Genomic DNA, 25,612 nt, shown 5'->3' with positions numbered 1-25,612 from the left:
ATTTGTTAACACTCAATTATGTTAACCGCTAAGCCACCGCGCGCGGTTTCTTTATACTTGCTTTTCATATCGTTGCCAGTATCCCACATGGTTTTAATTACCTTGTCTAAGGATACTTTATGATCGCCGCTACCACGCATAGCTAAACGCGCTGCGTTAATGGCTTTCACCGCGCCCATGGCGTTGCGCTCGATGCAGGGCACTTGCACTAGGCCACCTACCGGATCGCACGTAAGCCCTAAGTTGTGTTCCATGCCAATTTCAGCGGCGTTTTCAACTTTAATGATATCGCCACCCATCAATTCCGCAAGTGCTCCGGCAGCCATTGAACAAGCAACACCTACCTCGCCTTGGCAACCCACTTCAGCACCGGAAATAGAAGCGTTTTTCTTGTAGAGAATTCCGATCGCTGCCGAGGTTAATAGAAACCGAGTAATAGCATCTTCATCAAGCGGTTGAATAAATTTATCGGCATATTTCATTACGGCGGGAATGATACCCGCAGCGCCGTTCGTGGGGGCAGTAACCACTCGGCCACCTGCAGCATTTTCTTCATTCACAGCAAGCGCGAAAAGGCTTACCCAATCCATTGCTTGCATAGGGTCTGCCGATTTCTCAGTTTTCAACGTCTGATATAAAATCGGTGCTCGGCGGCGTACTTTCAACCCACCCGGCAAGATACCCTCGGTTGCTTTACCGTTGTTGATGCACTCATCCATTACCTGCCAAATATGCACAAGGCCATCGCAAATTTCTTTTTTACTGCGAAACACCATTTCGTTTTGCATCATCAATGAACTAATGCGTAAACCATGATCTTTGCACTGCTGTAATAATTCCGCTGCGCTGTTGAACGGGTAGGGAATTGGTTTGCTACTTTGCTCAATGGCTTCTTCAAGGCTTTCATCAAAATCGGCATCGCGAACTATGAAGCCACCACCAATGGAGTAGTAGAGATCTTTAAATAACACTTCCGAGCCCTTGAGCACACGAAGCTCCATAGCATTGGCATGTTTTGGCATGGTTTTGCGGCGATGAAAAACAATAGCGCCTTGGCGCGGGAAGGGCACTTCGTGCTCACCGAGTAGCTTTATTTTTTGGGTTTTATCCACTTCGGCAAGAAAATCATCCACTTTAGTAGTATCTACTTTCTCTGGTGATTCACCAACTAGCCCAAGTATCACTGCTTTACCGGTTCCGTGCCCTTTGCCGGTTTGGCCCAAAGAGCCAAACAGTTCAACTTCAACGCCGGTAATTTGATCAAAACCAAACTTCTCTTGTACTTGCAGCAAGAATTCGCGCGCAGCCCGCATAGGGCCCACAGTATGTGAGCTAGAAGGGCCAATGCCAACTTTATAAATGTCGAACACGCTAATCATAGTTTTAAGTACTCCAATTCTTCAGAATGTGCGTAGTGTGGGGATAAATTCAATATTTCGCAAGCCCCTCCACACTGGTCGGGACATCGGTATGTTTAATGGTATCGGCTATAACCCATGGAAAGGCAAGTAAAGGTGCCGGTTTTCTGGGTGCAATTGATCTGCAAGGCGCCGAATAATGGCTGCGGTAGCACCCCATATAAGTTGCCCATCAATCGGAATAAACACTAATTCGTGATACGGCAGTTGTTCGATTCGCTTGCTTTTGATTTGTTTGGTGTAGTGGGTTCGGTGATCTAACATTCGCTGTAACGGAACTCTTACAACTTCAGAAACTTCGTTCGGATCTGGGCGTAACACCGCATCGGCAGCAATGAAGCCGATATACGGATGGATCATAAACCGGCTGAGCACCGGCTGGCTTGGCAATTTGCCAAGAATCTCTACTTGTTCAGGTAATACGCCAAGCTCTTCTTCAAGTTCGCGCAAAGCGGTATGAAGGAGGGAGATATCGGTAAGATCTTGGCGGCCACCGGCAAAACATATTTGCTGGGCATGGTTGCGCAAATTTTCGGAACGGCGAGTGAGAATTAGATCTAACCCATACGGACGTTCTTGCAATGCAACCAAAACCGCGGATTGATGTAGATCGATACTCGGCCAATCAATATTGGGTTGCGGGTAAAGTAAAAATTGCTGTAAAAACTGCTGGCGATTCATATCAATTACTCGCTGTGCCTATGTTTGGGTTGCCGGTAGTTTCGTTAGCACGAGCTGCAATGAGTTCTTCTGTGGCGCCAAGATTGGTTAGTATCGGTAAAATCTGCGCTACTTTATCGAGCGTTTCTTGATATTCAGCGTCGGCATTAGAATCAATCACAATACCGCCACCAGCCCAGCAGAATATTTGTTTCTCAGTATCGTTTTTGTTTGTGCAACAAAGTGTGCGAATGGTGATGCTGGTATCGCTGTGCCCATGCAAACTAAAGTAACCAATAGAGCCGCAGTAAACCGAGCGCCGATGTGGTTCCAGTTCTTCAATGATTTGCATTGCTCTAATTTTGGGCGCGCCAGTAATAGAGCCGCCAGGAAAGGCTGCGGCTAACAATGATAGAGGAGTATGCCCGGCCGCTAATTTGCCGCGTATAGTGCTTACTAAATGATGCACGGCGTTGAAGCTTTCAATTTTAAATAGTTCCGGCACCGATACGCTGCCGGCGGCACACACTCGGCTTAAATCATTGCGCAGTAAATCAACGATCATCAAATTCTCGGCACGATCTTTAGCCGACTTTACCAAAGCATCGGCGGCCGATTTATCCTCTTCAGAGTTCGTTGAACGTGGCCGCGTACCTTTAATCGGCCGTGTTTCTACTGTGCCATCACTGTGGGTTTGTAAGAAGCGTTCCGGTGAAAGGCTTAGCACCACACCACCAGGAATATTCAACCAAGCAGAAAATGGAGCTTGGTTCGCTTTTCGCAATGCAAGGTAAGCTTGCCAAGGATTGCCAATAAACTCGGCACTAAAACGCTGAGCAAGATTAATTTGATAACAATCGCCCGCACGCAAATATTCATGCACAAGGTTAATGCGCTGAGTGTATTCAGTAGCACTCATATTGCTTTGCCATGGTGTAGTTAGACGGAAATTTGCGTTTGTTTCTGGCGTTATTGTGGTTGCAGGTGCCGCCCAATATTCTTCGGGTGCAAGGTTTAAGCCAGTGGGATGTATGGCCACTACTCGTCGGCATTTATGATCGATAACGAGTGCATTAAGATACAAACCTACCGCGATATCGGGAATGGTTATATCGGCCTTGGCAATTTCGGGAATAGCTTCCAGCGTGCGGCCCAAATCGTATCCAAATAGCCCCGCAATCCCGCCTTGGAAAGGTAAATCAGTGAATTCATTCGGAAGAATAGCGGCAGGGTTCTGAGCCAACCATTGCTCAAGTTCAGCGAACGGTTGGCCGGCACTTTGTTCATTGCCCACAAAGGTTTTGTTCGGTTGCCGCAAGAGAATATCGTAACGGCTATCTGGGTGTTTAGCCCCAGCCGAATCAAGCAACATTGCCCATGGCTCATGAGCAAAAGGTGCGAAAATTGCACAGGTATCGTGCCACTTATCGTAGTTTAAAGCGGTAGCTGTGAGTTGCTGATGCAAAACGGACAACGTAAATTCTCCTAAAACCTTACCAATGCCTAAAAAACACCCAATCCAAACCTATCTAGAGCTGCTAGAAACTGGCAGCGTAGGGCAGAACAGAGTATCATAAGTGACGATTTTCAGCACCGTATTCAATAGCCTGAACGAGGTTTGGCATGGCGACAATTCGACAGCAAGATTTTATCGACAGCATTGAAGATGCTCTCCAATTTATTTCTTATTACCACCCGCTAGATTTTGTTAATGCCCTTGCAGAAGCTTATGAAAAAGAGCAAAGCGAAGCGGCAAAAAATGCAATTGCACAAATGTTAGTGAATTCGCGGATGTCGGCACAAGGGCATCGGCCACTTTGCCAAGATACCGGCATTGTTACCTGCTTTGTGAAAGTAGGTATGGATGTGCAGTGGGATAAAACTGATTTAACCGTACAACAAATGGTGGATGAAGGCACTCGGCGGGCGTATTTGAACCCAGAGAATCCATTGCGGGCATCAATCGTTGCCGATCCTGCTGGTGCGCGTAAGAACACCAAAGATAATACACCTGCGGTTGTGCATATTGATATGGTAGCGGGTGGCGAAGTTGAAGTGATGATCGCCGCTAAAGGTGGCGGGTCGGAAAACAAAACCAAAATGGCGATGCTGAATCCTAGCGATTCAGTGGCTGATTGGGTGGTAGAAACTTTACCGAAAATGGGAGCGGGCTGGTGCCCTCCGGGAATGTTAGGCATCGGTATTGGCGGCACCGCGGAAAAATCAGCGGTGTTAGCAAAAGAAAGCTTAATGGAACCGGTAGATATTCAAGAGCTAATAGCTCGAGGCCCGGAAACTGCGGAAGAAGAATTGCGCTTAGAAATTTATAACCGGGTGAACGCACTGGGTATTGGCGCTCAGGGCTTGGGTGGTTTAACTACGGTAGTTGATGTGAAGATTAATTCACTGCCTACTCATGCCGCTTCAAAGCCGGTAACCATGATTCCGAACTGTGCTGCTACCCGCCATGTGCATTTTCATCTGGATGGCTCAGGGCCAGCTGATTTACAGCCCCCGAAATTAGAAGATTGGCCAGATATCACCTTTGAAGTAGGTGATAACGCTCGCCGCGTAAACCTTGATACCCTTACCGCTGCTGATGTGCGGGAATGGAAAATGGGTGAAACCGTGCTGCTTTCAGGCAAATTGCTCACCGGCCGCGATGCTGCTCACAAACGTATTAAAGATATGCTTGATAACGGTGAAGAGCTGCCTGTTGATTTCAAAAATAAGTTTATTTATTACGTGGGGCCGGTTGATCCTGTGGGTAAGGAAGTGGTTGGCCCAGCAGGCCCAACAACCGCAACCCGTATGGATAAATTCACCGATACTATGCTTGAAAAAACGGGCATCATCGGCATGATTGGTAAAGCAGAGCGGGGCCAAAAAACCGTAGAAAGCATTGCCAAACATAAAGCTGTTTATTTAATGGCGGTTGGTGGCGCGGCGTACTTGGTAGCGAAAGCGATTAAAAAAGCCGATGTGGTAGCCTTTGCTGATTTAGGTATGGAAGCCATTTATGAATTTGAAGTGGAAGATATGCCAGTAACGGTAGCGGTTGATAGTAATGGTGATAACGCACACACCTCTGGCCCGGCAATTTGGAAAGTTAAAATTGCGGAAATGGAGAAGTAAGCATTGTTGCAAACTGAGGTGTTGCTCTGGATAGCCGCAGCGGTTGCAAGTGGCCTATTTATCGGCTGGCTTTTCACCTTATTGGTGTTACGCCGGGCTCTAGCTCGAGAACAACTCGAGTTAGAGCGGCAACGCCTTGCTAACCAACAGTTGCAAGAACGTTTTGAGCAAGAGCAGAAAGAAGCGCAACATTGGTATACCGAGTTAGAAAAAGCAAAGGTAGGGGCGCAGCAAGAGCAGGCGCATTTACAAGAAAAATTAGCATTGTTACAAAAGAGCGAAGAACGCCTGCAAAAAGAATTTGAGAATTTAGCTAATCGAATTTTTGAACAAAAAACTGCCGCACTAGAAGCCCGCCAAGAGAAATCACTTGCCGGCACATTGAGCCCGCTGCAAAAACAGCTCGAAGGCTTCCGCCAACAAATTGCCCAGCAGTTTAGTGATGAAACTAAACAACGTAGTAGCTTACAACAAGAAATTCTTAGCCTTCGCCAATTAAATCAACAAATGTCGGCAGAAGCTGAAGCGCTTACTCGTGCATTGAAAGGCGATAGCCGGCAGCAAGGAGCGTGGGGTGAAGTAGTTCTAGAACGTATTTTGCAGCAATCAGGCTTACGTGAAGGGCATGAATACACCACACAAACGCAGCATAGAAATGATGATGGTAAACGTTATCGGCCCGATGTAATTGTGCATTTACCCCAAGATAAAGATGTGATTATCGATTCGAAAGTATCATTGGCGGCATACGAGCGTTATTTTAATGCCGATGATGATCAGATTCGCGCGCAAGCGCTTGATGAGCATGTTACATCACTTCGAAATCACATTCGTGATCTGGGCAAGAAAAGCTATCAGCAACTGGAAGGGGTTCGCACTCTTGATTATGTGTTGTTGTTTGTGCCAATCGAACCAGCATTTTTATTAGCTGTAGATAGAGAGCCTAATCTTATTCGGCAAGCGCTCGAACATCACATTATGTTGGTAAGCCCAACTAACCTGTTAGTAGCACTACGAACGGTTAACAACATCTGGCAATATGAGCAGCAAAACCAAAATGCGCAGAAAATTGCCCAAGATGCCGGCAAGCTCTATGATAAATTTGTTGGCTTTGTTGAAGATCTGCAAAAAGTAGGTAACTCGTTGGATACTAGCCGAAAACATTTCGAGGGCGCTATGAGTAAACTATCGAGCGGGAAAGGCAATTTGGTTAGCCGCGTAGAAAAATTTCGCGAGCTAGGCGTTCAGCCGAGCAAAAAAATAGACCGCAACCTACTCGAAGATACAGAAGACGGCAAACCCTCTAAATAAACCATACTTAGGTTCACACTTGAGCTTAATTTCAGGTTAAATCAACTCGGCCAATAATTGATGTGTTTTTTGCACTGCAAAATCTACTAATACTGAAGAGTTATTCGCTCTTGCTGAACGCACAAATCCTGCCCAAATGAACGTATTTCGATATTTAAGTGGAATGCACAGATAGCGAACGTGTTGTTTATTATGAGCTATGCATAAATCAATTTGAAAGCCGCTTCCTTGTGCTTCAACGAATAACGATTGTGCAAATAGATCCCGTTGGTTTGGCAAATACCATTGCATAAACTGACGCAGGTTGAATTCTGTTTGCGCGCTTAGCTGCTCACCGTGCAACGATGCTGCGCGCTCACTCCAAAACACCCGATCAAGTTCAGGAAGAAACAATACAAAGCCGTGTAAGCGTGCGGGCAAGGCATCATTAATTCCACTATGCTTGTGGTTTCCAGGCGCAGGTGATGGTTCTTGCAGAACGCATTCGCGTGCCGAATTTTCTAATTGAGAAACAAAATGATAATCGATAGTGCAGGCCATAATTTACCTCCATGTAAAATTGGCAGCCTTAAATTTGTAATGATTATGCGAAAAATTTTTACAATATGGGAGCGGGAAAATTAGAGATCAGCTATCGCTGACAGGTTTAATGAAACGCGGTATATAAAAGAGCGCAAGCAATACCCATTTAGAATGTTAAGCCAACAGTGAGCATTACACCAGAAACACCAAACAAAGTGAGTTCAGCAAAACTGCGCTGATATTGCGCGCCCAGCATAGGTAATATGGCTGGAGCAATACCTAACTGGTTAAATGGGATTTTATCTTCGTATTCGCCCCGGTAGCCATGAATAAAACCGGCGGTTAATTTCCCATAGGTTTGAACATCACCGTAGCGTATTAGGTTTTGCCGAACACCTCCGTATGCGTACAAGCTTTTTTGCCCGAAAGAATTACGAAACCAAGCTGCACCCGCCAAAGGCCGAGCATAGTTAAAGGCATCGTTGTAACGCTGATAGCGACTAGAAGGGAGCCGTTTGCCGTAAATCTCAATACCAATTAAGTTTTGATCATTGTTATGCTCAGGCTTTGGGTTGAAGTGCGTAGTCCAAAGCGATGTTTGCACTTGAACACGAAAATCCTCAAGCTCGGAAGCTTGCGCATTGGCAAGTGTTAAATTTCCTATTAATAATCCATAAATTCCATATTGAACGATGCGCATATACCACCTTTATTACTAACATCTAAGAAGATCATACCGGTAAACCAAGAATCAGCAAGGATATTCTTGTAAGGATTGTGTTCAGATGTTGTCGGCAGAGCAACTAGGAATTACACTGAGTTATTGAAATAACAATAATAATGCTAATAGCAAAAACGGTAAGGGCTCGCTAAGAGCCTGAAAAAGAGAGCATGCGATTAAAACATATAAAGCTTGCGGGCTTTAAATCCTTTGTGGATCCAACCAAAGTTGCCTTCCCGGAACAGATGACCTGTATCGTTGGGCCGAATGGGTGTGGAAAATCAAACGTAATTGATGCGGTGCGCTGGGTATTAGGCGAGAGCTCGGCAAAAAACCTTCGTGGCGATGCCATGACAGATGTAATCTTCAATGGCTCGCAGGCACGTAAACCGGTATCGCAAGCAAGTGTTGAGTTGGTATTCGATAATACATCTGGGCGTGTGCAGGGGGAATTTGCTAGCTTCAATGAAATTTCGGTGAAGCGCATTGTTACTCGCGAAAGCCAATCGCTATATATGCTTAACGGCAGTAAATGCCGGCGCCGAGATATTACCGATTTGTTTTTGGGTACTGGCCTTGGCCCTCGCAGCTACGCAATTATTGAGCAGGGCATGATTTCTCGGCTAATTGAATCGCGGCCGCAAGAATTACGCGTATTTATTGAAGAAGCCGCAGGTATCTCGCGCTATAAAGAACGCCGTAAAGAAACTGAAAGCCGTATGTTACGAACCCGAGATAACCTAGATCGTTTAGCCGATGTGCGTGAAGAGCTTGGGCAACAACTGGCAAAATTGCAACGCCAAGCAGCTGCAGCGAAACGTTACCAAACGTTAAAAGCAGAAGAGCGCGATTTAAAAGCACAGTTACAGGCAATGCGCTGGAATCAATATCAACAACAATGTGATCGCCTTGAGCAGCAAGTGCAGCAAGAAGAAGCTGAACTACAACGCTGGGTAGCCGAGCAACGCGGAAGTGAACGCGGCCAAATTGAATTACGCGAGCAAGAATCTGATTTAAAACAGCAAGTAGATGCAGCTCAACAACAATTCTTTCAGGTAAATACCGATATTGCCAAATTAGAGCAGCAAATTCAGCATACTCGGCAAATGCATTCGCAAAAACAACGGCAGTTAGAAGCCTTGAACCTGCAGCAACAGCAATTAAATGAGCAAACAAATGCCGATGAAGATGATCTCGCCAGCCTTACTGAGCAAGAATCAGAATTACAAATAGAATTAGAACAAGCGGCCGAAGCTCTGCAAATGGCTGAAGTAACGCGTGAAGATGCCGAAATTGCTCAGCAAACCTGGCAAGATAAATGGCAAACGTGGAAAGATAAGGTTAATCAAAACCAGCAGAGCCTATCGTTGGCGAAAGCCGATTTACATTCGGCTGAGCAATTATCGGAACGTATAAAAGTGCGCATGCACTCTGTTGAGCTTGAATTAAAAGAACTGCCAGCCTTGGATAGTAACGAAACAAGCATCCTTGATACTGAGATTAAAAGTGCAGAACAGGCGTTACTGAAAGCGGAAACTTCGCTGTTAGCAGCTGAAACAGAACGTGAGCATGAACAAACGAATATAAAAGCACTGGCTGCACAGATTAGTGAACAGCAGCAGCAAAAACAACAACAACAAGGGCGTATTGCCTCGCTACAGCAACTTTTAGAAAGCCGCAGCCAAGCATCAGGTTCCGATGATGTATGGTTACAGAAGCAAGAAACCTTGGGTTTGTTGCGCGAGGTGTTGCAGCTCCCTGAGCAGTGGTTACTAGCGGCAGAAACTGCGCTGTTGCCGTGGTTGAGTTTGCCGTTAGTGAACGCTGCTTTACCAGCGAACCTGCAAAATTCAGCTATTAGCTGTGTGGCTACAGGTGCAGTAAAAGCCGATAGTTTGGCAGCGTTATTGATGGCTTCGGCAACTGGCCCGAAGGCTAAGTTGTTAGATAAAATTAGCTTGCTGCAGCAGATTGCGGTGGCGGATTCTGTTGCAAAAGCGCATCTTATCTTAAATGAACATCCAGATTACTTTGCAGTTTTACAGCCTAATGGTTTGGTTTTGGGGCGTGGCTGGCAATTAAAACCTGCCGATCATGCTGATTCGGAATTGGCATGGCAACAGCAACTGCACGAATATGAGAATATGCTCAATCAAAGTGAGCTGGCGCTTGCCGATTTGTATGAGGCTATGGTTCAGGCAGAGCAGAAAGTTGAGCAGCAAGGCATACGGGTAAACACACTCCGAAACGAACGAAGTGCTAATAGTGAAACCCTTGTGCGTTTGAGTGAACGGCGCGAGGCGCAGCAGCGTGATTCGGCGCAACAGCAACTGCGGCGGCAGAAGTTAACTGAAGAAGCCGAAGAGCTGGCGATGCAAGCAGAGCAAGAGGCTGAGCGCAAACTGTTAGCAGAAGCTAGCATTGAAGAGCTAGAAACCGCGGTGGCAGCAACGGCGCCAGAGCAAGAACGCTGGCAACAACAGGGCGAGGCACTGCAAGTGGCTCGGCAGCAATCTCAAGAAGAGCAGCAACAAAAGCAGCAGGCACTTCACGCAGCGCAGCTTGCGCATTCGCAATTACAAAGCCAAACCCGTCATTTGCAGCAATCATTAGCGCGAAATAATAAACAGCAACAAACGTTGGTGCAGCGTATTGCTGATTTGCAGCAACAGGATGATGTGGATATTGACACCCAAAGTTTAGAAGAAGAACTCGCGCAACAGCTCATGCTGCATGCAGAAACGGAAGCCGCGCTGCTGGAGTTACGCGAACAGCTGGCGGCAATTTCGGAAAAACTTTCGGTTTTAAACCAAGGCCAAAGTGCAGTAATTGAGCAAATTGCGCGGCAGCAAGAGCGTGTGCAAGCAAGTAAACTTGATTTGGCAACGGCTCGCGAACGTGGCCACTCCTTGCTAGATGCCCTAAAGGAAATGAATATTTCGTTAAAAGTCGTGCTCGAAAATATGCCAGATGATGCCGAGGAGAAACGTTGGCAACAGCGGCTTGAAGATACGGCTAGGAAGGTACAGCAACTTGGTGCCATTAACCTGGCTGCATTAGAGGAAGTAGAAGTTCAAGGCGAACGCAAAGCTTATTTAGATGCGCAACACGAAGATCTATCGGCATCTTTAGCTACGTTAGAAGATGCTATTAAGAAAATTGATCGTGAAACGCGGCAGCGTTTTAAGGTAACTTATGATCAGGTGAATGAAGATTTACAGCGGCTGTTTCCGAAAGTATTTGGTGGTGGGCAAGCGTATTTAGATTTAACGGATGATGATTTACTTGAAACCGGCGTAACCATTATGGCGCGGCCACCGGGTAAGAAAAATAGTACGATACATTTACTTTCTGGGGGCGAAAAAGCGCTTACGGCATTAGCATTGGTGTTTGCCATTTTCAGATTAAATCCAGCACCTTTTTGTTTGTTAGATGAGGTAGATGCGCCTCTTGATGATGTAAACGTAGGCCGTTTTTGCCGTTTGGTGCAAGAAATGTCAGAATCAGTACAATTTATTTATATAAGCCATAATAAAATTGCGATGGAAATGGCAACCCACTTGGCAGGTGTTACTATGCAAGAGCCTGGTGTATCGCGTTTAGTAGCTGTTGATGTGGAAGAAGCACTGGCACTGGCTGAAGCTTAATCCAGCCAACGTAATTAACGACCAATATGATGTTGGTATTGGAATAAATTAACCGCAAGCATTAGCTCACGGAAAATAGGTAGAAGCAGCAATGGATAGTTTTCGAGTAGTGTTGATTTTGGCAGGTGTTGTGCTAATTATTGGCTTGGTTATACACGGTGTTTGGACACTGCGTAAAAATAACCAAGTGGGTGAGAAAAAGCGCGAATCGTTGCAGCGAAAGCGCCAACAATATGAAAATAGCCAAAGTGATTTACTGAGCGAAACCGAAGTAAGAAGTGATTTTCCAGATGAAGGCTTTGATGAGTTGGGCGTGGGCAAAGTAAAAGCCCGTAAGGTTAGTGAACCTGCCGCTGCAACCAAACCAACGGGCGATTCTTATGTTGCGGGTGCTGAGCAGGTAACCGCTAAAGCAACCGCACCAGCACCAGCTAAAGCAAAAGCCTGGGGCGATGATGACGATTCCGAGGCTGTGCCGGCAAAGCGTGAGCTAGCAGCCGAGAAAACGGAAACGAAGGCTGAAAATCCAATGGTAAGTGCTAAAAGTGAACCGCAGCCTGAGCCAGAGCTACCTTCTGTGCGGGCTAACCGCGAAGAAGGTGAAACCGAGCAGCTGCCCATTGATTTAGCCTCTGCGGAAGCAAATGAAGAAGTGGTAGAAGCGCCAAAAGAAGAAGTAATTACACTGTTTGTTTCGGGCGATATCAAAGGCACTCGCTTGCTGGAAACAGTTACTGAACTGGGTATGAAATTTGGTGAGCTGGATATTTTCCATCGTTACGAGCAACCAACTGGCCGTGGCCCATTGCTATTTAGAATGGCAAATATGTACAACCCGGGCACCTTCAATCTTGATGATTTAGATAATTTCAATACCCGCGGCGTAGTGTTGTTCATGACATTGCCACTCAAATATGATGGCCATAAGGCTTTTACCATGATGTATAACGCGGCGAATAAAATTGCCGATGCCATGCCTCGTGCTGCTGTGCTCGATGGCAATCGCAATCCGATGACAAAGCAATCGGTGCAGCATACTTATCAAAAGATTCGAGAGTTTGAACGGCGCATGCGTTTGGCCGGATTACGTCAAGATTATTAATTAGGGTTTTAAGATTCCATGACAGAGCGTGCATCGCAGGAAGTTATTGAGCGGCTGGCGAAGTTACGCAGCCGCCTAGATCAGTTTAACCATGAATATTATGTGCTTGATGAACCTTCAGTACCGGATGTGGAATATGATCAATTATTTCGCGATGTACAAGCCATTGAGCAACAGTATCCAGAACTCCATACTAGTAGTTCACCTACTCAACGAGTAGGGGCGCCACCTTCGGGTGCCTTTAAAGAAGTTGCCCATGAAGTGCCCATGTTATCGCTGGATAACGCTTTCGATGAAGAAAGCATGCAGCAATTTTTACGTCGTGTTGCGGAACGCGCTGATGTATCCGACGATCTAGCGTGGTGTGCTGAGCCGAAACTTGATGGCTTGGCCGTAAGCTTGCTATATGAGAACGGTTTGTTAGTGCGCGGGGCTACTCGGGGTGATGGTTATTCCGGTGAAGATATTACCGAAAACGTGCGAACTATTTGTGCAATTCCACTGCATTTAAGAGGCGATTTCCCAGAGCGTTTGGAAGTTCGCGGCGAAGTGTTTATGCCATTAGCTGGTTTTGCGGAACTAAATGAAACTGCAATTGCGAATGGCGATAAGGTATTTGCCAACCCACGCAATGCGGCCGCCGGCAGTTTACGGCAGCTTGATTCGCGGATAACGGCGAAACGGCCCCTTTCTTTTTATGCTTATGCAATGGGTACGGTGCAACCGGAACGGCAACTGGATGATGATAGCCACTATCAGCGTTTAGAGCAGCTACGCGAATGGGGTTTTCCGGTTTGCGCAGAAGTTAAATCGTTAAAAAGCAGTGCCGAATGTTTTGAATACTACAGCGATATTCTCAATAAACGCGGTGAGCTTGCTTACGAAATTGATGGGGTGGTTTTTAAGCTTGATAATATTGATCTGCAAGAACAACTTGGTTTTGTTTCGCGTGCCCCACGTTGGGCAATAGCTTATAAATTCCCTGCTCAAGAAAAAGTTACTACTTTACTAGGCGTTGATTTTCAGGTGGGCCGTACCGGTGCCATTACTCCAGTAGCACGATTAGAACCGGTTGAAGTGGCGGGCGTTGTGGTATCGAATGCAACTTTACACAATGCCGATGAAATAGCGCGTTTAGGCGTGTGTATTGGCGATAAAGTAACGATTCGGCGCGCGGGTGATGTAATACCGCAAGTTGTTGGCGTATTTGAAAAAGCTAGCGAAGGTGAGGCAATTATTTTCCCAGAAGATTGCCCTGTATGCCATTCAGCTGTTGAACGTGTTGAAGGCGAGGCGAAAGCGCGTTGTACCGGAGGGTTGTTCTGTAGTGCTCAGCGCAAAGAAGCGATTATTCACTTTGCTTCGCGCAAAGCGTTGGATATCGATGGCCTCGGCAATAAAATTGTTGAGCAACTTGTAGAACGAGAGTGGGTGAAACACCCGGCTGATTTATTTGCTCTTAACGTTCGCGAAATAGCATCGCTACCACGCATGGGTGTTAAATCGGCAGAGAACTTAGTAGCGGCATTAGAAAAAAGCCGAACAACCACATTGCCACGGTTTTTATATAGTTTAGGAATTCGCGAAGTGGGCGAAGCAACGGCGCAAAACTTAGCCCTGCACTTCGGTGATTTGCCGGCGGTAATGAATGCCAGTGAAGAAGAATTGCAAAAAGTGCCTGATATTGGCGTGATTGTTGCTGCGCATGTGTATAACTTCTTTCGCGAACCACACAATATTGAGGTGCTAGAACGCCTAACTACCGGCGAGCAAGCGGTAACTTGGCAACCTATCGAAGTAAAGCAGGCTGAAGAGCAACCTCTTGCGGGCAAAACGTATGTGCTCACGGGCACGCTTACTGAGCTCACGCGCGATGAAGCAAAAGCACAGTTACAAGCATTGGGTGCAAAGGTAAGTGGTAGTGTATCGAAGAAAACCACAGCGGTTATTGCCGGTGAAGCTGCAGGCTCAAAATTAGCTAAAGCGGAGGGCCTTGGCGTACCTGTGTTAACAGAAGCTGAGCTTATAAAACTCCTGCAATCATCGTGATTGCAGGAGCTTATTTATTGATTCCAAGGTAGTTTCTGAATAGTAATTTAGAGGGTTACTTTGGTTACATCAACATGCAAGGTAAGCCGTTGTCCAGGCTGTAAATAGCGTTCGCGGCTTATTGAATTCCAACGTTCAATATCCGCAATCGTTACCCGAAAACGGCTAGCAATTAACGCTAAAGAATCGCCATTGCGCACCTGATAATGCACCGTTCGCATCACAGGTGTGCCACTACTGCTGGCGCTCACGTTCTGTTCATTGCTATTGGTTTGCCAGATAGCTAAGGTTTGTCCTGGCCGTAACATATCGCCAGGCGCCATGTTATTCCAGCGCGCTATATTGGCTACGGTTACTTTATATTTGCGGGCAAGATCCCAAAATGTATCACCACGCTGTACACGATGTTCAATTTTATTTTGCCCTTGCGGCCGGTTCTGAGCCGCAGCTAAACGTTGCTCAGCAGATAAGGTATAGCGCTCAAGCGCTTGGCTTGCTACCGGAATCAATAGGTAATCGCCTCGGCGAATGAGTGAACCATTAATATCATTGAACTGTTGAATGGTTTCAGTTGTAGTGTTGTAACGTTGGGCGATAGTACTCAATGTTTCACCAGAGCGCACCTGATGGCGTTGCCATGCTAACCAATCGCTTGGATCTGATTCAGCTAGCGCAGCACGAAACTGATTCGCCCGCTCAACTGGCAATAATAGCGTATGTGGGCCATCGGGCGCTGTTGCCCAACGGTTATAACCAGAGTTGTAACGATGCAGCTCCTCTAAACTCATACCCGCCATATCGGCCGCTAAGGCTAAATCAATTTGTTGGCCAACATCTACAATATCGGTAACACGTTGGTTCGGCAGGTGTGGCCAAACAACTTTCCACTCTTCGCTATCACGCAGTAGCTCCGAGAGCGCCAATATTTTCGGTACATAATTTCGCGTTTCCCGCGGTAAACTCAAACTCCAAAAATCAGTAGGTTTACCTTCGCGCTCATTGCGGCGCACTGCATTCATTACTCGTCCTTGGCCACCGTTGTAGGCAGCCATAGCAAGTAACCAATCACCATCAAATATTTTTGCTAATCGATCAAAATAATCCAGTGCTGTGGTGGTAGCTGCCATCACATCGCGGCGGCCATCGTACCACCAATCAATGCCCAAACCGTAATGGCGGGCAGTGCTGGGGATAAATTGCCAAATACCGCTAGCGCGTCCATGGGAGTAGGCAAATGTATCGTAGGCGCTCTCTACTACGGGCACTAATACTAACTCTAGAGGTAAATCGCGTTTTTCAATTTCTTCTACAATAAGGTGCAGAAATGGCGCTGCACGTTGCGCGATGCGGTCAATATAAGCTGGGTGGCGAAGATACCAATCACGGTGGCTATCAATAAGTTGATTTTGAGGAATATCTAAAGCCATTTGTAAACGGATACGATCCCATAAATCGGCCTGCAGTTGCGCAGGCAGCTGCCTATCCACCGCAGGAGCTGGTTGGGCTCCTGGGTGTATCAATGCATAACGTTCGAGGCCAGCTTCTTGGGTATATTGCGGTAGCTCTTCGGGTGGAACTGTTGAGGAATCAGAGCTTAACAATTGGCAACCACTAAGCAAGGTAATCGTTGTTGCCGCGAACAAAAAATTCTTCATAACGTATGTGTTCTCTTCAAGTAGCGAGCGTAAAAACTCGGGCTATTGTACTGAATAAAAAGCGTTGCGCAAAAAACAATCGCCTAAAAGCTATTTTTCCATTCACGAATACAAGCGAAAACCGCCTCGCTGCTTGTAAGCGCCTTATTCACATGGGCTTCTGCGGCACGTTTTACTGAGGGTAAGTTGGTGCGTAAAAATGGATTGGTAGCATGTTCTAATGCAAGCTCTGCAGGTAGGGTGGGCAGTTTGTTGGCACGCAATTCTGAGGTTTCTTTCATTCTTTGTTGAATGGCTATGTTATTAGGTTCAACTGCTGCGGCGAATTTTAAATTCGCAAGGGTATATTCATGAGCGCAAAAAATTTGTGTATCGGCGGGTAACCCAGCTAGTTTATCGAGTGATTGTAGATATTGTTTGGGTTCACCTTCAAACATTCGGCCACAACCTGCGGCAAAAAGCGTATCGCCACAAAATAGATAAGGCGCCGCATAAAAAGAAATATGATCAAGCGTGTGGCCTGGGCATTCAATTACTTCGAGTACAAGCGTATCGCTTAATAATGATATCTGTTCACCTTCGTGTAATGGGTGCGTGATAACATTAGTTTTATTCGAATGTGGGCCGTATACAGGGCAAGGAAATTGTTCAAGCAACGTAGCAACACCGCCGGTATGATCGTAATGATGATGCGTTACTAAAATGGCAGCTATGTAACCATTATTGGCGTGCAACCATTCTAATACAGGTGCGGCGTCACCCGGGTCAACAATGACACAAGGCGTTAGCCCATCGTCAGTTGCACTCCCTTGGGTTATGCTCCATATATAGTTATCTGTAAATGCAGAAATAGGTGTTATACGCATCGTTGCCCTCAACCTGTTATGCTTTAACAACAGTATAAAAGGAATACCTATGTGGTTAAAACCGGCAACCAGTGATTATTCACAACCTTTACTCGAAAATTGGCAGCAAATGCGCCATGGCGAGTGGCTCTGTAGCACCCTTGAAAAAGCTTTAGAGCCGCACTGGGAAACGATTTTCGGCCATTACCTTTTGAAGCTAGGTGGCTTAAGTGCTAGCTTGCCAAATAATTGCAGAATTCGCGAACAATATGCCGTTGGGCTGGAGAAATCAGCCCAGGTTAGGGCGGAACTCAATGCTTTGCCCTTTTTTGAAAACACAGTGGACGCAGCTTTGCTAGTGCATGTGTTGGAATACCACCCGGATCCGCATGCGGTATTGCGGGAAGTAAACAGAGTAATGCGCGCTGATGGGCACTTAGTTTTGGCACTGAGTAATCCTTTTTCACCGGGGCAATTAATTCGTGCTGTGCCGGGTGCGGGCGATTATGCACCTTGGAATAGCCGCATGTTTAGCCCGCAGCGGGTGCGTGATTGGCTTTCCCTGATGCACTTTGAAGAAGTTGCTTTTGGTTATTATGGCGTGGGTGTTCCGTTGGCAAAACATCGAGATCCAGAACAGGGTTGGGGATGGTTGTTAGAACATTGCCCTTGGTTACAAGCCGGTTATTATTTGGTAGCGCGCAAACGCGAATGGCCACTCACGCCTGTGCGTTTAACCGAGCGCCGCCAACAGCGGAGCATGCGCCCAGAATCAGTTGCAGCGGGCCGGTATTCAAAAAGCGAACAATAACTTGGATTGATAATCCATTAAACTTCGGGCTGATAGCCTTTATCATCATGCTCTGCATTATACGTTGCGGCTTCACGTGCTAAAACATCACAACGCTCATTTCCTTCATTACCCGCGTGCCCTTTTACCCAATGCCACGCAACTTGGTGCGGCTCTTGTGCGCTATCTAATCGCTTCCACAAATCTACGTTTTTCACAGGCTTTCTTTGGCTTGTGCGCCAATTATTGCGCTTCCAACCTGCTAGCCAATTCGTTATTCCCTGCCGTACATATTCGCTATCAGTCCAGAGTTCAACTGCGCATGGCCGAGTTAAACTTTCAAGGGCAACAGCCGCGGCTAAGAGCTCCATGCGGTTGTTTGTAGTTAAACGATAGCCCTGAGCTAATTCTTTTTGATGCTTGCCGGCTTGTAACACAATGCCGTAGCCACCGGGCCCAGGATTACCTAGGCAAGAGCCATCGGTGTAGATAATAACGGGGGCAGTGTTCTTTGGTTTGTTATCGTTCATGAATGCTATAAGATAAAAGGAATTATATTGGCCAGTATACGTGCCGGCGCAAAGGGGTTCAAACAATGGAAGATACTGATTTCGGTAAAGATCAGGATAAGCTCGATACTACGAAGCGGCAAATAGTGCTGGATACCGAAACTACGGGCATCGATCCTGCACAAGGGCACCGAGTGATCGAAATTGGCTGTGTGGAAATGATTGGCCGTAAATTAACGGGTAATCACTTTCACGTGTATTTAAACCCTGAGCGTTTCGTTGAAGAAGATGCTATTCGCATTCACGGTATTACCAATGAATTCCTCGTTGATAAACCTGTATTTGCTCAAGTAGTGGATGATTTCCTCGCCTTTATTAAAGATTCTGAGCTGGTTATTCATAATGCTCCCTTCGATGTTGGCTTTTTGAATAACGAGTTGCGTTTACTCGGCAGCCAGCACGGAACCGTAACCGATGTTGCATCGGTGTTTGATACACTTTCCTTTGCACGGCAGCAGTTTCCGGGGCAACGCAATAGCCTTGATGCATTATGTAAACGCTTTGATGTAGAAAATGGCCACCGTACGTTGCACGGCGCATTGCTCGATGCTGAAATTCTCGCCGATGTTTACTTGTTAATGACAGGCGGCCAACGCAAATTATTTCAACCAGCCCAAGCGCAACAAACGGCGGCGGGTAGAGAGCAAGAAATTCGCCGGCTAGCGAGTGCAAGGGCGGCGCTAAAGGTGATTACTGCAAGTGCCGATGAAAAAGCGGCGCATGAAACCTACATGCAAGGAATTCAGGAAGAAAGTGGTAAGCGATTGTGGGAGTTGGACGAAACTACAGCAAATTAAGATGTAAATTTCAGCAATTGGTTTAAAGCTGAGCAATCGAGCACTAAAGAGTTAAAAAAGGGGTTGACTCGGCGCGGTCTGCCTCGTATTATCCTCGCCGCGTTGAGGGTGCATTAGCAACCTTAAAGCAGATGAAATATGCATTAGTGAAAATTAATGCTTAGGCAACGGAGCGGTAGTTCAGTTGGTTAGAATACCGGCCTGTCACGCCGGGGGTCGCGGGTTCGAGTCCCGTCCGCTCCGCCAATTTCATCACAATTATCCAGGTCTGGAGCGGTAGTTCAGTTGGTTAGAATACCGGCCTGTCACGCCGGGGGTCGCGGGTTCGAGTCCCGTCCGCTCCGCCAACCTAGATAAGCAAATAGCGAGAACAATAGATTACAGAGTGTGGAGCGGTAGTTCAGTTGGTTAGAATACCGGCCTGTCACGCCGGGGGTCGCGGGTTCGAGTCCCGTCCGCTCCGCCACTTCTCTGTTACAGCCCCCCTTAAAAAAAATCCAAAAAACGCTTCAAAAAGAAAACTTCAAATTATTTCCTTAAAAATGCATTTAGAAATTATGCTCTAGAGGCGTATCTGCGTGTTTTTGTGCGTGCTGTTTAGGTGACACCTAAGTGCGATTAGGGCACAATAGTCCGTTCAATCAAGAAGCCAAAAATAAGCCATATTCAGGCTTGATTTTCTTTTTGAATAAAAGCATTAAGATAAGAAAAATAACCCAATAAAAGCGGGAGTTTATGAGCGCACAGCCATTTGTTCATCTGCGAATTCATAGTGATTTTTCTATGGTAGATGGCCTGCAAAAAGTAAAACCGATCTGCAATCGTGTTGCAGAATTGGGCATGCCGGCAATGGCATTAACCGACGAAATGAATTTGTGCGGGTTAGTGCGTTATTACCAAACATCGCGTGGGCTTGGCCTCAAGCCGATTATTGGCGCTGATTTAAATGTTCTTAGCGAAGATTGGCCTGAAGAACCATTTCGCCTTACCGCATTAGCTATGAACGATATCGGCTACAAAAACCTCACTATTTTGATTTCTGAAGGCTATCTGAGCGGCCACCGCTGCGGGAAACCCTGCATTGACCAGCAATGGCTGGCGAAATGGGGCGAGGGTATTTTGTTACTTTCTGGTGGTAAAGATGGCGATATTGGCCGTGCTCAGTTACGTAATCAGCAAAAAGCACTGAATAATAGTGTAGCGTTTTATCAAACGCACTTTTCCGATCGATTTTATTTAGAGCTAGTTCGTACAGGCCGTGCCGAAGAGGAAAACTGTTTGCATGCAGCGGTTTCATTAGCTGCAGAACAAGAACTTCCGGTAGTGGCAACCAACGAAGTAGTTTTTCTAAAAGAAGAGGATTTCGAAGCACACGAAATTCGTGCGGCGATTCACGATAGTTATACCCTTGCAGATCCGCGCCGGCCAAAGAAATATAGCCAGCAACAATACTTGCGTTCCACCGAGGAAATGCAGGCGCTATTTGCCGATATACCCGAGGCCATCGATAACACGGTAGAGATTGCTCGCCGTTGTAATGTTAGCGTGCGCTTAAATGAATACTTCTTGCCGAATTTCCCTACCGGTGGCCTTACAGAAAAAGAGTTTTTGGTAAAAAAATCACAAGAGGGCCTGGAAGAGCGCCTAGAGTTTTTATTTCCGAACCCAGAAAAGCGCGCAGCCGCCCGCGGTGAATATGATGAGCGTTTAGCCATCGAGCTTGAAGTTATCAATAACATGGGCTTTCCGGGCTACTTCCTGATCGTTATGGAGTTTATTCAGTGGAGTAAAGATAACAATATTCCAGTTGGCCCAGGGCGTGGTTCCGGTGCCGGCTCGTTGGTAGCTTATGCACTGAAGATCACCGATTTGGATCCGCTCGAATTTGATTTGCTCTTCGAACGGTTTCTAAACCCCGAGCGTGTATCTATGCCCGATTTCGACGTCGATTTTTGTATGGATCGCCGTGATGAAGTTATTGATCACGTGGCAGAGCTATATGGGCGTGAAGCGGTATCACAGATTATTACCTTCGGCACCATGGCCGCAAAAGCCGTAGTGCGCGATGTTGGCCGTGTTCTTGGCCACCCGTATGGCTTTGTTGATCGTATTTCCAAGCTTATTCCGCCAACACCCGGCATGACATTAGAGCAAGCCTTTGTTGAAGAACCGCGGTTACCGGAACTCTATGAAAGCGATGATGATGTTCGCGAAGTAATTGATATGGCGCGGCGTTTGGAAGGGGTTACCCGAAATGCAGGTAAACACGCCGGTGGTGTTGTTATCGCCCCCACTAAAATTACCGATTTCACGCCGTTATATTGTGATTCCGAAGGCCGTTTCCCGGTTACTCAGTTTGATAAGAACGATGTAGAAACGGCGGGCTTAGTAAAATTTGATTTCTTGGGGCTGCGTACGCTTACCATTATTCAATGGGCATTGGATATGGTGAACCCGCGGCGGCAGCAAGAAGGCAAAGAGCCGATTTTAATCGAAGGCATTCCGCTCAATGATAATCGCTGTTTCGATGTGTTGAAAAAAGGCGATACCACTGCGGTATTCCAGCTTGAATCGCGGGGCATGAAAGAGCTCATTAAGCGCTTACGGCCCGATAGTTTCGAAGATATTATCGCGTTAGTAGCGTTATTCCGGCCCGGGCCTTTGCAATCGGGCATGGTAGATAACTTTATCGATCGAAAACACGGTAAAGAGGCGGTTTCATACCCTGATTCAACCTATCAGCACGATACTTTGAAGCCAATTCTCGAACCTACCTATGGGGTTATTCTTTACCAAGAGCAAGTAATGCAAATTGCTCAGGTGTTGGCTGGCTATTCATTGGGTGGTGCAGATTTACTTCGCCGTGCTATGGGTAAGAAAAAACCAGAAGAAATGGCGAAACAGCGGGAAGTGTTCCGCCAAGGTGCCGCAGAGAACCAAATTGATCCTGAATTGGCGATGAAAATCTTCGATCTGGTAGAGAAATTCGCCGGTTATGGCTTTAACAAATCGCATTCGGCGGCTTATGCGCTGGTTTCCTATCAAACATTGTGGATGAAGGTGCATTATCCTGCCGAATTCATGGCGGCGGTAATGTCTGCCGATATGGATAACACCGATAAGATTGTTACCTTGGTTGATGAATGCGAGCGCATGGGGCTCACAATATTGCCACCTGATGTAAACGCTGGCCAACACAAGTTCACGGTAGATACTCAAGGCCGGGTTGTGTATGGCATTGGTGCTATAAAAGGCGTGGGCGAAGGCCCCATTGAATCAATAATTTCGGCGCGTTCTGAAGGTGGGGAGTTCACCGATTTATTTGATTTTTGTTGCCGTGTTGATTTAAAACGGTTGAACCGAAGAGTTATGGAACGCTTAATAAAAGCGGGAGCCATGGATTCTTTAGGGCCGCATCGTGCTACTTTGATGGCAAGCTTAGATAAAGCCATGCGCCAAGCAGAGCAACATGCGCAGGCTGAGGCGGTGGGGCAACACGATTTATTTGGTGTATTAGCGGCTGAACCGGATAAAATTGAACATGAGTTTGAACATGTAGCGCGTTGGCCAGAAGGTGTTTGGCTTGAGGGCGAACGAGAAACGCTTGGTTTGTATCTCACCGGGCACCCAGTGAACCGTTATCGCAAAGAATTGTCGAATTACACAAGTTGCCGGTTAGCCGATATTCGCACAACCCGAAAAGGCGAGCAGTTATCCGTAGCCGGTTTGGTGCTTGATACGCGTTCCATGATCAACAAGAAAAATCAGCGCTGGGGCTTATTTACCCTCGATGATAAAAGTGCCCGATTGGAAATTCGTTTGTTTAATCGCGAATATGAACAATATGAAGCGCTGCTAGAAAAAGACCAGATTCTTTGGGTTAAAGGAGAGATCCGATTTGATTCTTTCGCTGGGGGCAATACAATGACTGCCAGTGAAGTTATGACTTTGGAGCAAGCTCGGGCACAATATGTTCGTGCCTTAGAATTATCGCTTACACTTACAAACAGCGAAATACCACAGCAAGTGATTCAAATTATCCGTGCAGCACCGCGGGGAACTTGCCCAGTTCGCTTTGTTTGTCAGATAGAAGGCGCTGCGGCGTTGCTAGAGGCAGGATCCGATTGGTTTATAGAGCCAGGCGACGATTTGCTATATGAATTAAAATTGCAGTTGGGCGAAGAAAATGTCCGGCTGAGCTTTGAATAAATTTGGAAGCAACTGATGAATCTTAATTTTTTAGACTTTGAAAAACCTATTGCAGAACTGCAGGCGCAAATTGATGAGCTCCGTGCGGTTGGTGCTAAAGGTCATCTTGATATTGATTTAGAAAAAGAAGTAAAGCAGCTGCAAAAAAAGCGCACTGAGTTAACCGAAAAAATTTATGGTAATTTAGGTGCCTGGCAAGTAGCGCAATTGGCGCGCCACCCGCTACGGCCGTATACGCTTGATTATATAAAATTAATTTTCACTGAGTTTGATGAGCTTGCCGGTGATCGAGCCTTCGCTGATGATAAAGCTATTGTTGGCGGTATTGCGCGTTTAAATGGTAAACCGGTGATGATTATTGGCCAGCAAAAAGGCCGAGAAACTAAAGAAAAAGTTCGCCGTAACTTTGGTATGCCAAAGCCGGAAGGTTATCGTAAAGCATTGCGGTTAATGGAGATGGCGGAACGCTTTAATATGCCAATTATCACCTTCATTGATACGCCGGGCGCATATCCTGGAATTGGTGCTGAAGAGCGTGGGCAAAGCGAAGCTATAGCACGTAACCTGAAGGTGATGGCGCGCTTAAAAGTGCCAACAATTTGTACCGTGATTGGTGAAGGTGGTTCTGGTGGTGCATTGGCCATTGGTGTGGGTGATAAAGTGAACATGCTGCAATACAGCACCTATTCGGTTATCTCGCCAGAAGGTTGTGCTTCGATTCTTTGGAAAAGCGCAACAAAAGCAAACTTAGCTGCTGAAGCTATGGGTGTAACCGCACAAAGCTCGTTAGAACTCGGTTTGATCGATGAGATTATTGAAGAGCCGTTAGGCGGCGCGCATCGTGATTATGCCGAAACTGCTGGGCGCATAAAGCAGCGCTTGTTGGCTGATTTAGATTCATTATCGGGCTTATCCACCGAAGAGCTACTTGAGCGTCGGTATCAGAAATTAATGTCGTTTGGTTACAATTAATTACGTTTAGTTACGCTTAGCGGGGAACCCACTTTGTCGGTATCTACCGAACTTTATCCTGAATTTGCTAAGCAGCTTGATAGCTTACATTTACCCCCCGGCCAACAGCTTGTTGTTGCGCTTGGGGGTGGTGCTGATTCGCAAACTATCCTCGACCTCACCTTGCGCTATCGCCAAGATCACCCAGAATTTTCTTACTTAGCCATTCATCTTGATCACTACTTTCATCCAGATTCACCAAAGTGGGCTGAGTTTCTGCGAACCTGGTGTATTAATCAAAACATTGAAGCGATCGTAGAGCCTCTATTTGTTCCTTCGGGTGCACGCTTGAGTAAAGAGGAGCAGGGGCGCAAGGCTCGTTATCAACGAATTGCAGAACTTACCAGCGAAAGCGCTGTGATTCTGCTTGGCCAGCACCGTAACGATCAAGCCGAAACGTTTTTGCTGCAACTAAAACGCGGCGCTGGGCCAAAAGGGCTAGCGGCCATGGCGATTGAAGCACCATTTGCGGGCCAGCGCCGCTTATTCCGGCCGTTATTAGCTACCACTAAAGCTGAAATTTACGCTTATGCTAAAGCCCATGGGGTTGAGTGGATAGAAGATGATACCAACACCGATACTTCGATTGAGCGCAATTTTTTGCGCTGTGAAATAATCCCTCGCTTAACCGAACGATGGCCACAATTTCTAAATACGGTGGCGCGTTCTGCCAAACTGTGTGCTGAGCAAACGGCTCTGGTAGATGAACTGCTGCATGAACATTTAATTGCACGATTAGAAGAAGATGGCCGTTTATTGCTGAAAGGTTGGTGGCAGCTTTCCGATATTCGCCAACGGGCTCTGCTTCGCGCGTGGCTGCAACATAATCATGCCCCTTTGCCTAGTTTTGCGGTACTCAGTGAACTAGCAAAACAAATTCAACGAAGCGAAGGCGGCAAACAAGTTCGAGTAAGCTGGGCGAATGTTGAAGTATATCGCCGGCAAAAATGGCTCAAGGTATCTAACAAACGGTGAACTTTAATTTAAATGCGATGAACTAAATTTTGAAATAGTTCGTTACATTTTTCTGACTTAAAACTGAACAGAATCAAGTTGAAAGCACTGACAATGGGAATAAATAGGCGGATAATGCGTTTATTGATAACGTTTTACTGACATTTATACTCGGAAAGCGAGTAGCTGCAAAGCATACACCATAAGTGTGATACAT

General features: G+C 46.4%; 18 protein-coding genes and 3 tRNA genes. 13 read left to right on the top strand and 8 right to left on the bottom strand.

Annotation, left to right across the window (positions count from 1 at the left end; genetic code table 11):
- Window positions 1-5 precede the first annotated feature (5 nt).
- The 3 genes from A28LD_RS10550 to pabB all read right to left on the bottom strand — a co-directional run bounded on the left by A28LD_RS10550 (window position 6) and on the right by pabB (window position 3,543).
- Window positions 6-1,379, bottom strand: coding sequence for an L-serine ammonia-lyase (locus A28LD_RS10550; protein ID WP_007421069.1), 1,374 nt, complete (start codon window positions 1,377-1,379; stop codon window positions 6-8).
- 108 nt (window positions 1,380-1,487) lie between these two features.
- Window positions 1,488-2,099, bottom strand: coding sequence for a CoA pyrophosphatase (locus tag A28LD_RS10545; protein ID WP_007421068.1), 612 nt, complete (start codon window positions 2,097-2,099; stop codon window positions 1,488-1,490).
- 1 nt (window position 2,100) lies between these two features.
- Window positions 2,101-3,543 (bottom strand): aminodeoxychorismate synthase component I, encoded by a 1,443-nt coding sequence (gene pabB / locus A28LD_RS10540; protein ID WP_237704266.1) that lies wholly within the window; start codon window positions 3,541-3,543, stop codon window positions 2,101-2,103.
- A gap of 158 nt (window positions 3,544-3,701) precedes the next feature.
- Here pabB and A28LD_RS10535 point away from each other — a divergent pair, with 158 nt between their 5' ends.
- A complete protein-coding gene (locus A28LD_RS10535) occupies window positions 3,702-5,213 on the top strand; it encodes a fumarate hydratase (RefSeq protein ID WP_007421066.1) in 1,512 nt (503 codons plus the stop codon).
- A 3-nt stretch (window positions 5,214-5,216) separates the two neighbouring features.
- Entirely contained in the window at window positions 5,217-6,524 is a 1,308-nt protein-coding gene (gene rmuC, locus A28LD_RS10530) for a DNA recombination protein RmuC (protein ID WP_007421065.1), read from the top strand.
- Between the two features lie 36 nt (window positions 6,525-6,560).
- Here the strand turns inward: rmuC and A28LD_RS10525 are convergent, their stop codons facing one another.
- Window positions 6,561-7,064: a hypothetical protein gene (locus A28LD_RS10525; RefSeq protein WP_007421064.1), complete on the bottom strand. Its 504-nt coding sequence runs from the start codon at window positions 7,062-7,064 to the stop codon at window positions 6,561-6,563.
- A gap of 148 nt (window positions 7,065-7,212) precedes the next feature.
- The gene (locus tag A28LD_RS10520; protein WP_007421063.1) at window positions 7,213-7,746 is read right to left on the bottom strand and encodes a hypothetical protein; all 534 of its coding nucleotides are present in this window, start codon (window positions 7,744-7,746) and stop codon (window positions 7,213-7,215) included.
- Window positions 7,747-7,937: 191 nt separating this feature from the next.
- Here A28LD_RS10520 and smc point away from each other — a divergent pair, with 191 nt between their 5' ends.
- The 3 genes from smc (at window position 7,938) to ligA (ending at window position 14,565) form a co-directional block, all read left to right on the top strand.
- On the top strand, window positions 7,938-11,414 hold the full coding sequence (smc, locus tag A28LD_RS10515) for a chromosome segregation protein SMC (RefSeq protein ID WP_007421062.1): 3,477 nt from the start codon (window positions 7,938-7,940) through the stop codon (window positions 11,412-11,414).
- A gap of 91 nt (window positions 11,415-11,505) precedes the next feature.
- On the top strand, window positions 11,506-12,516 hold the full coding sequence (zipA, locus tag A28LD_RS10510; protein WP_007421061.1) for a cell division protein ZipA: 1,011 nt from the start codon (window positions 11,506-11,508) through the stop codon (window positions 12,514-12,516).
- Between the two features lie 18 nt (window positions 12,517-12,534).
- Window positions 12,535-14,565, top strand: coding sequence for an NAD-dependent DNA ligase LigA (ligA, locus tag A28LD_RS10505; protein ID WP_007421060.1), 2,031 nt, complete (start codon window positions 12,535-12,537; stop codon window positions 14,563-14,565).
- A 47-nt stretch (window positions 14,566-14,612) separates the two neighbouring features.
- On the opposite strand, the gene A28LD_RS10500 is transcribed toward ligA, so the two are convergent.
- A complete protein-coding gene (locus A28LD_RS10500; protein ID WP_007421059.1) occupies window positions 14,613-16,220 on the bottom strand; it encodes a lytic transglycosylase in 1,608 nt (535 codons plus the stop codon).
- Window positions 16,221-16,303: 83 nt separating this feature from the next.
- Window positions 16,304-17,086 (bottom strand): hydroxyacylglutathione hydrolase, encoded by a 783-nt coding sequence (gene gloB, locus A28LD_RS10495; RefSeq protein WP_007421058.1) that lies wholly within the window; start codon window positions 17,084-17,086, stop codon window positions 16,304-16,306.
- Window positions 17,087-17,135: 49 nt separating this feature from the next.
- Here gloB and A28LD_RS10490 point away from each other — a divergent pair, with 49 nt between their 5' ends.
- Entirely contained in the window at window positions 17,136-17,876 is a 741-nt protein-coding gene (locus A28LD_RS10490) for a class I SAM-dependent methyltransferase (RefSeq protein ID WP_007421057.1), read from the top strand.
- Window positions 17,877-17,893: 17 nt separating this feature from the next.
- On the opposite strand, the gene rnhA is transcribed toward A28LD_RS10490, so the two are convergent.
- A complete protein-coding gene (gene rnhA / locus A28LD_RS10485; protein WP_007421056.1) occupies window positions 17,894-18,385 on the bottom strand; it encodes a ribonuclease HI in 492 nt (163 codons plus the stop codon).
- A 65-nt stretch (window positions 18,386-18,450) separates the two neighbouring features.
- On the opposite strand from rnhA, the gene dnaQ reads away from it, so the two are divergent.
- From dnaQ to tilS, 7 genes are all read left to right on the top strand, one after another.
- Window positions 18,451-19,221 (top strand): DNA polymerase III subunit epsilon, encoded by a 771-nt coding sequence (gene dnaQ, locus A28LD_RS10480; RefSeq protein ID WP_007421055.1) that lies wholly within the window; start codon window positions 18,451-18,453, stop codon window positions 19,219-19,221.
- Window positions 19,222-19,390: 169 nt separating this feature from the next.
- A tRNA-Asp gene (locus A28LD_RS10475) sits at window positions 19,391-19,467 on the top strand.
- Window positions 19,468-19,491: 24 nt separating this feature from the next.
- Window positions 19,492-19,568, top strand: a tRNA-Asp gene (locus A28LD_RS10470).
- Window positions 19,569-19,610: 42 nt separating this feature from the next.
- A tRNA-Asp gene (locus tag A28LD_RS10465) sits at window positions 19,611-19,687 on the top strand.
- 269 nt (window positions 19,688-19,956) lie between these two features.
- Window positions 19,957-23,430: a DNA polymerase III subunit alpha gene (gene dnaE, locus A28LD_RS10460; RefSeq protein ID WP_007421054.1), complete on the top strand. Its 3,474-nt coding sequence runs from the start codon at window positions 19,957-19,959 to the stop codon at window positions 23,428-23,430.
- 15 nt (window positions 23,431-23,445) lie between these two features.
- Window positions 23,446-24,402 carry an acetyl-CoA carboxylase carboxyl transferase subunit alpha gene (gene accA / locus A28LD_RS10455; RefSeq protein ID WP_007421053.1) on the top strand — a complete coding sequence of 319 codons (957 nt, stop codon included), beginning with the start codon at window positions 23,446-23,448 and terminating at the stop codon, window positions 24,400-24,402.
- A gap of 33 nt (window positions 24,403-24,435) precedes the next feature.
- Entirely contained in the window at window positions 24,436-25,416 is a 981-nt protein-coding gene (gene tilS / locus A28LD_RS10450; protein WP_007421052.1) for a tRNA lysidine(34) synthetase TilS, read from the top strand.
- Window positions 25,417-25,612 lie beyond the last annotated feature (196 nt).

It is taken from the genome of Idiomarina sp. A28L (assembly GCF_000218785.1).
Lineage (GTDB): Bacteria > Pseudomonadota > Gammaproteobacteria > Enterobacterales > Alteromonadaceae > Aliidiomarina.
The sequence above is the reverse complement of the archived record's forward strand: the minus strand, read 5'-3'. Positions and strand labels throughout refer to the sequence as shown.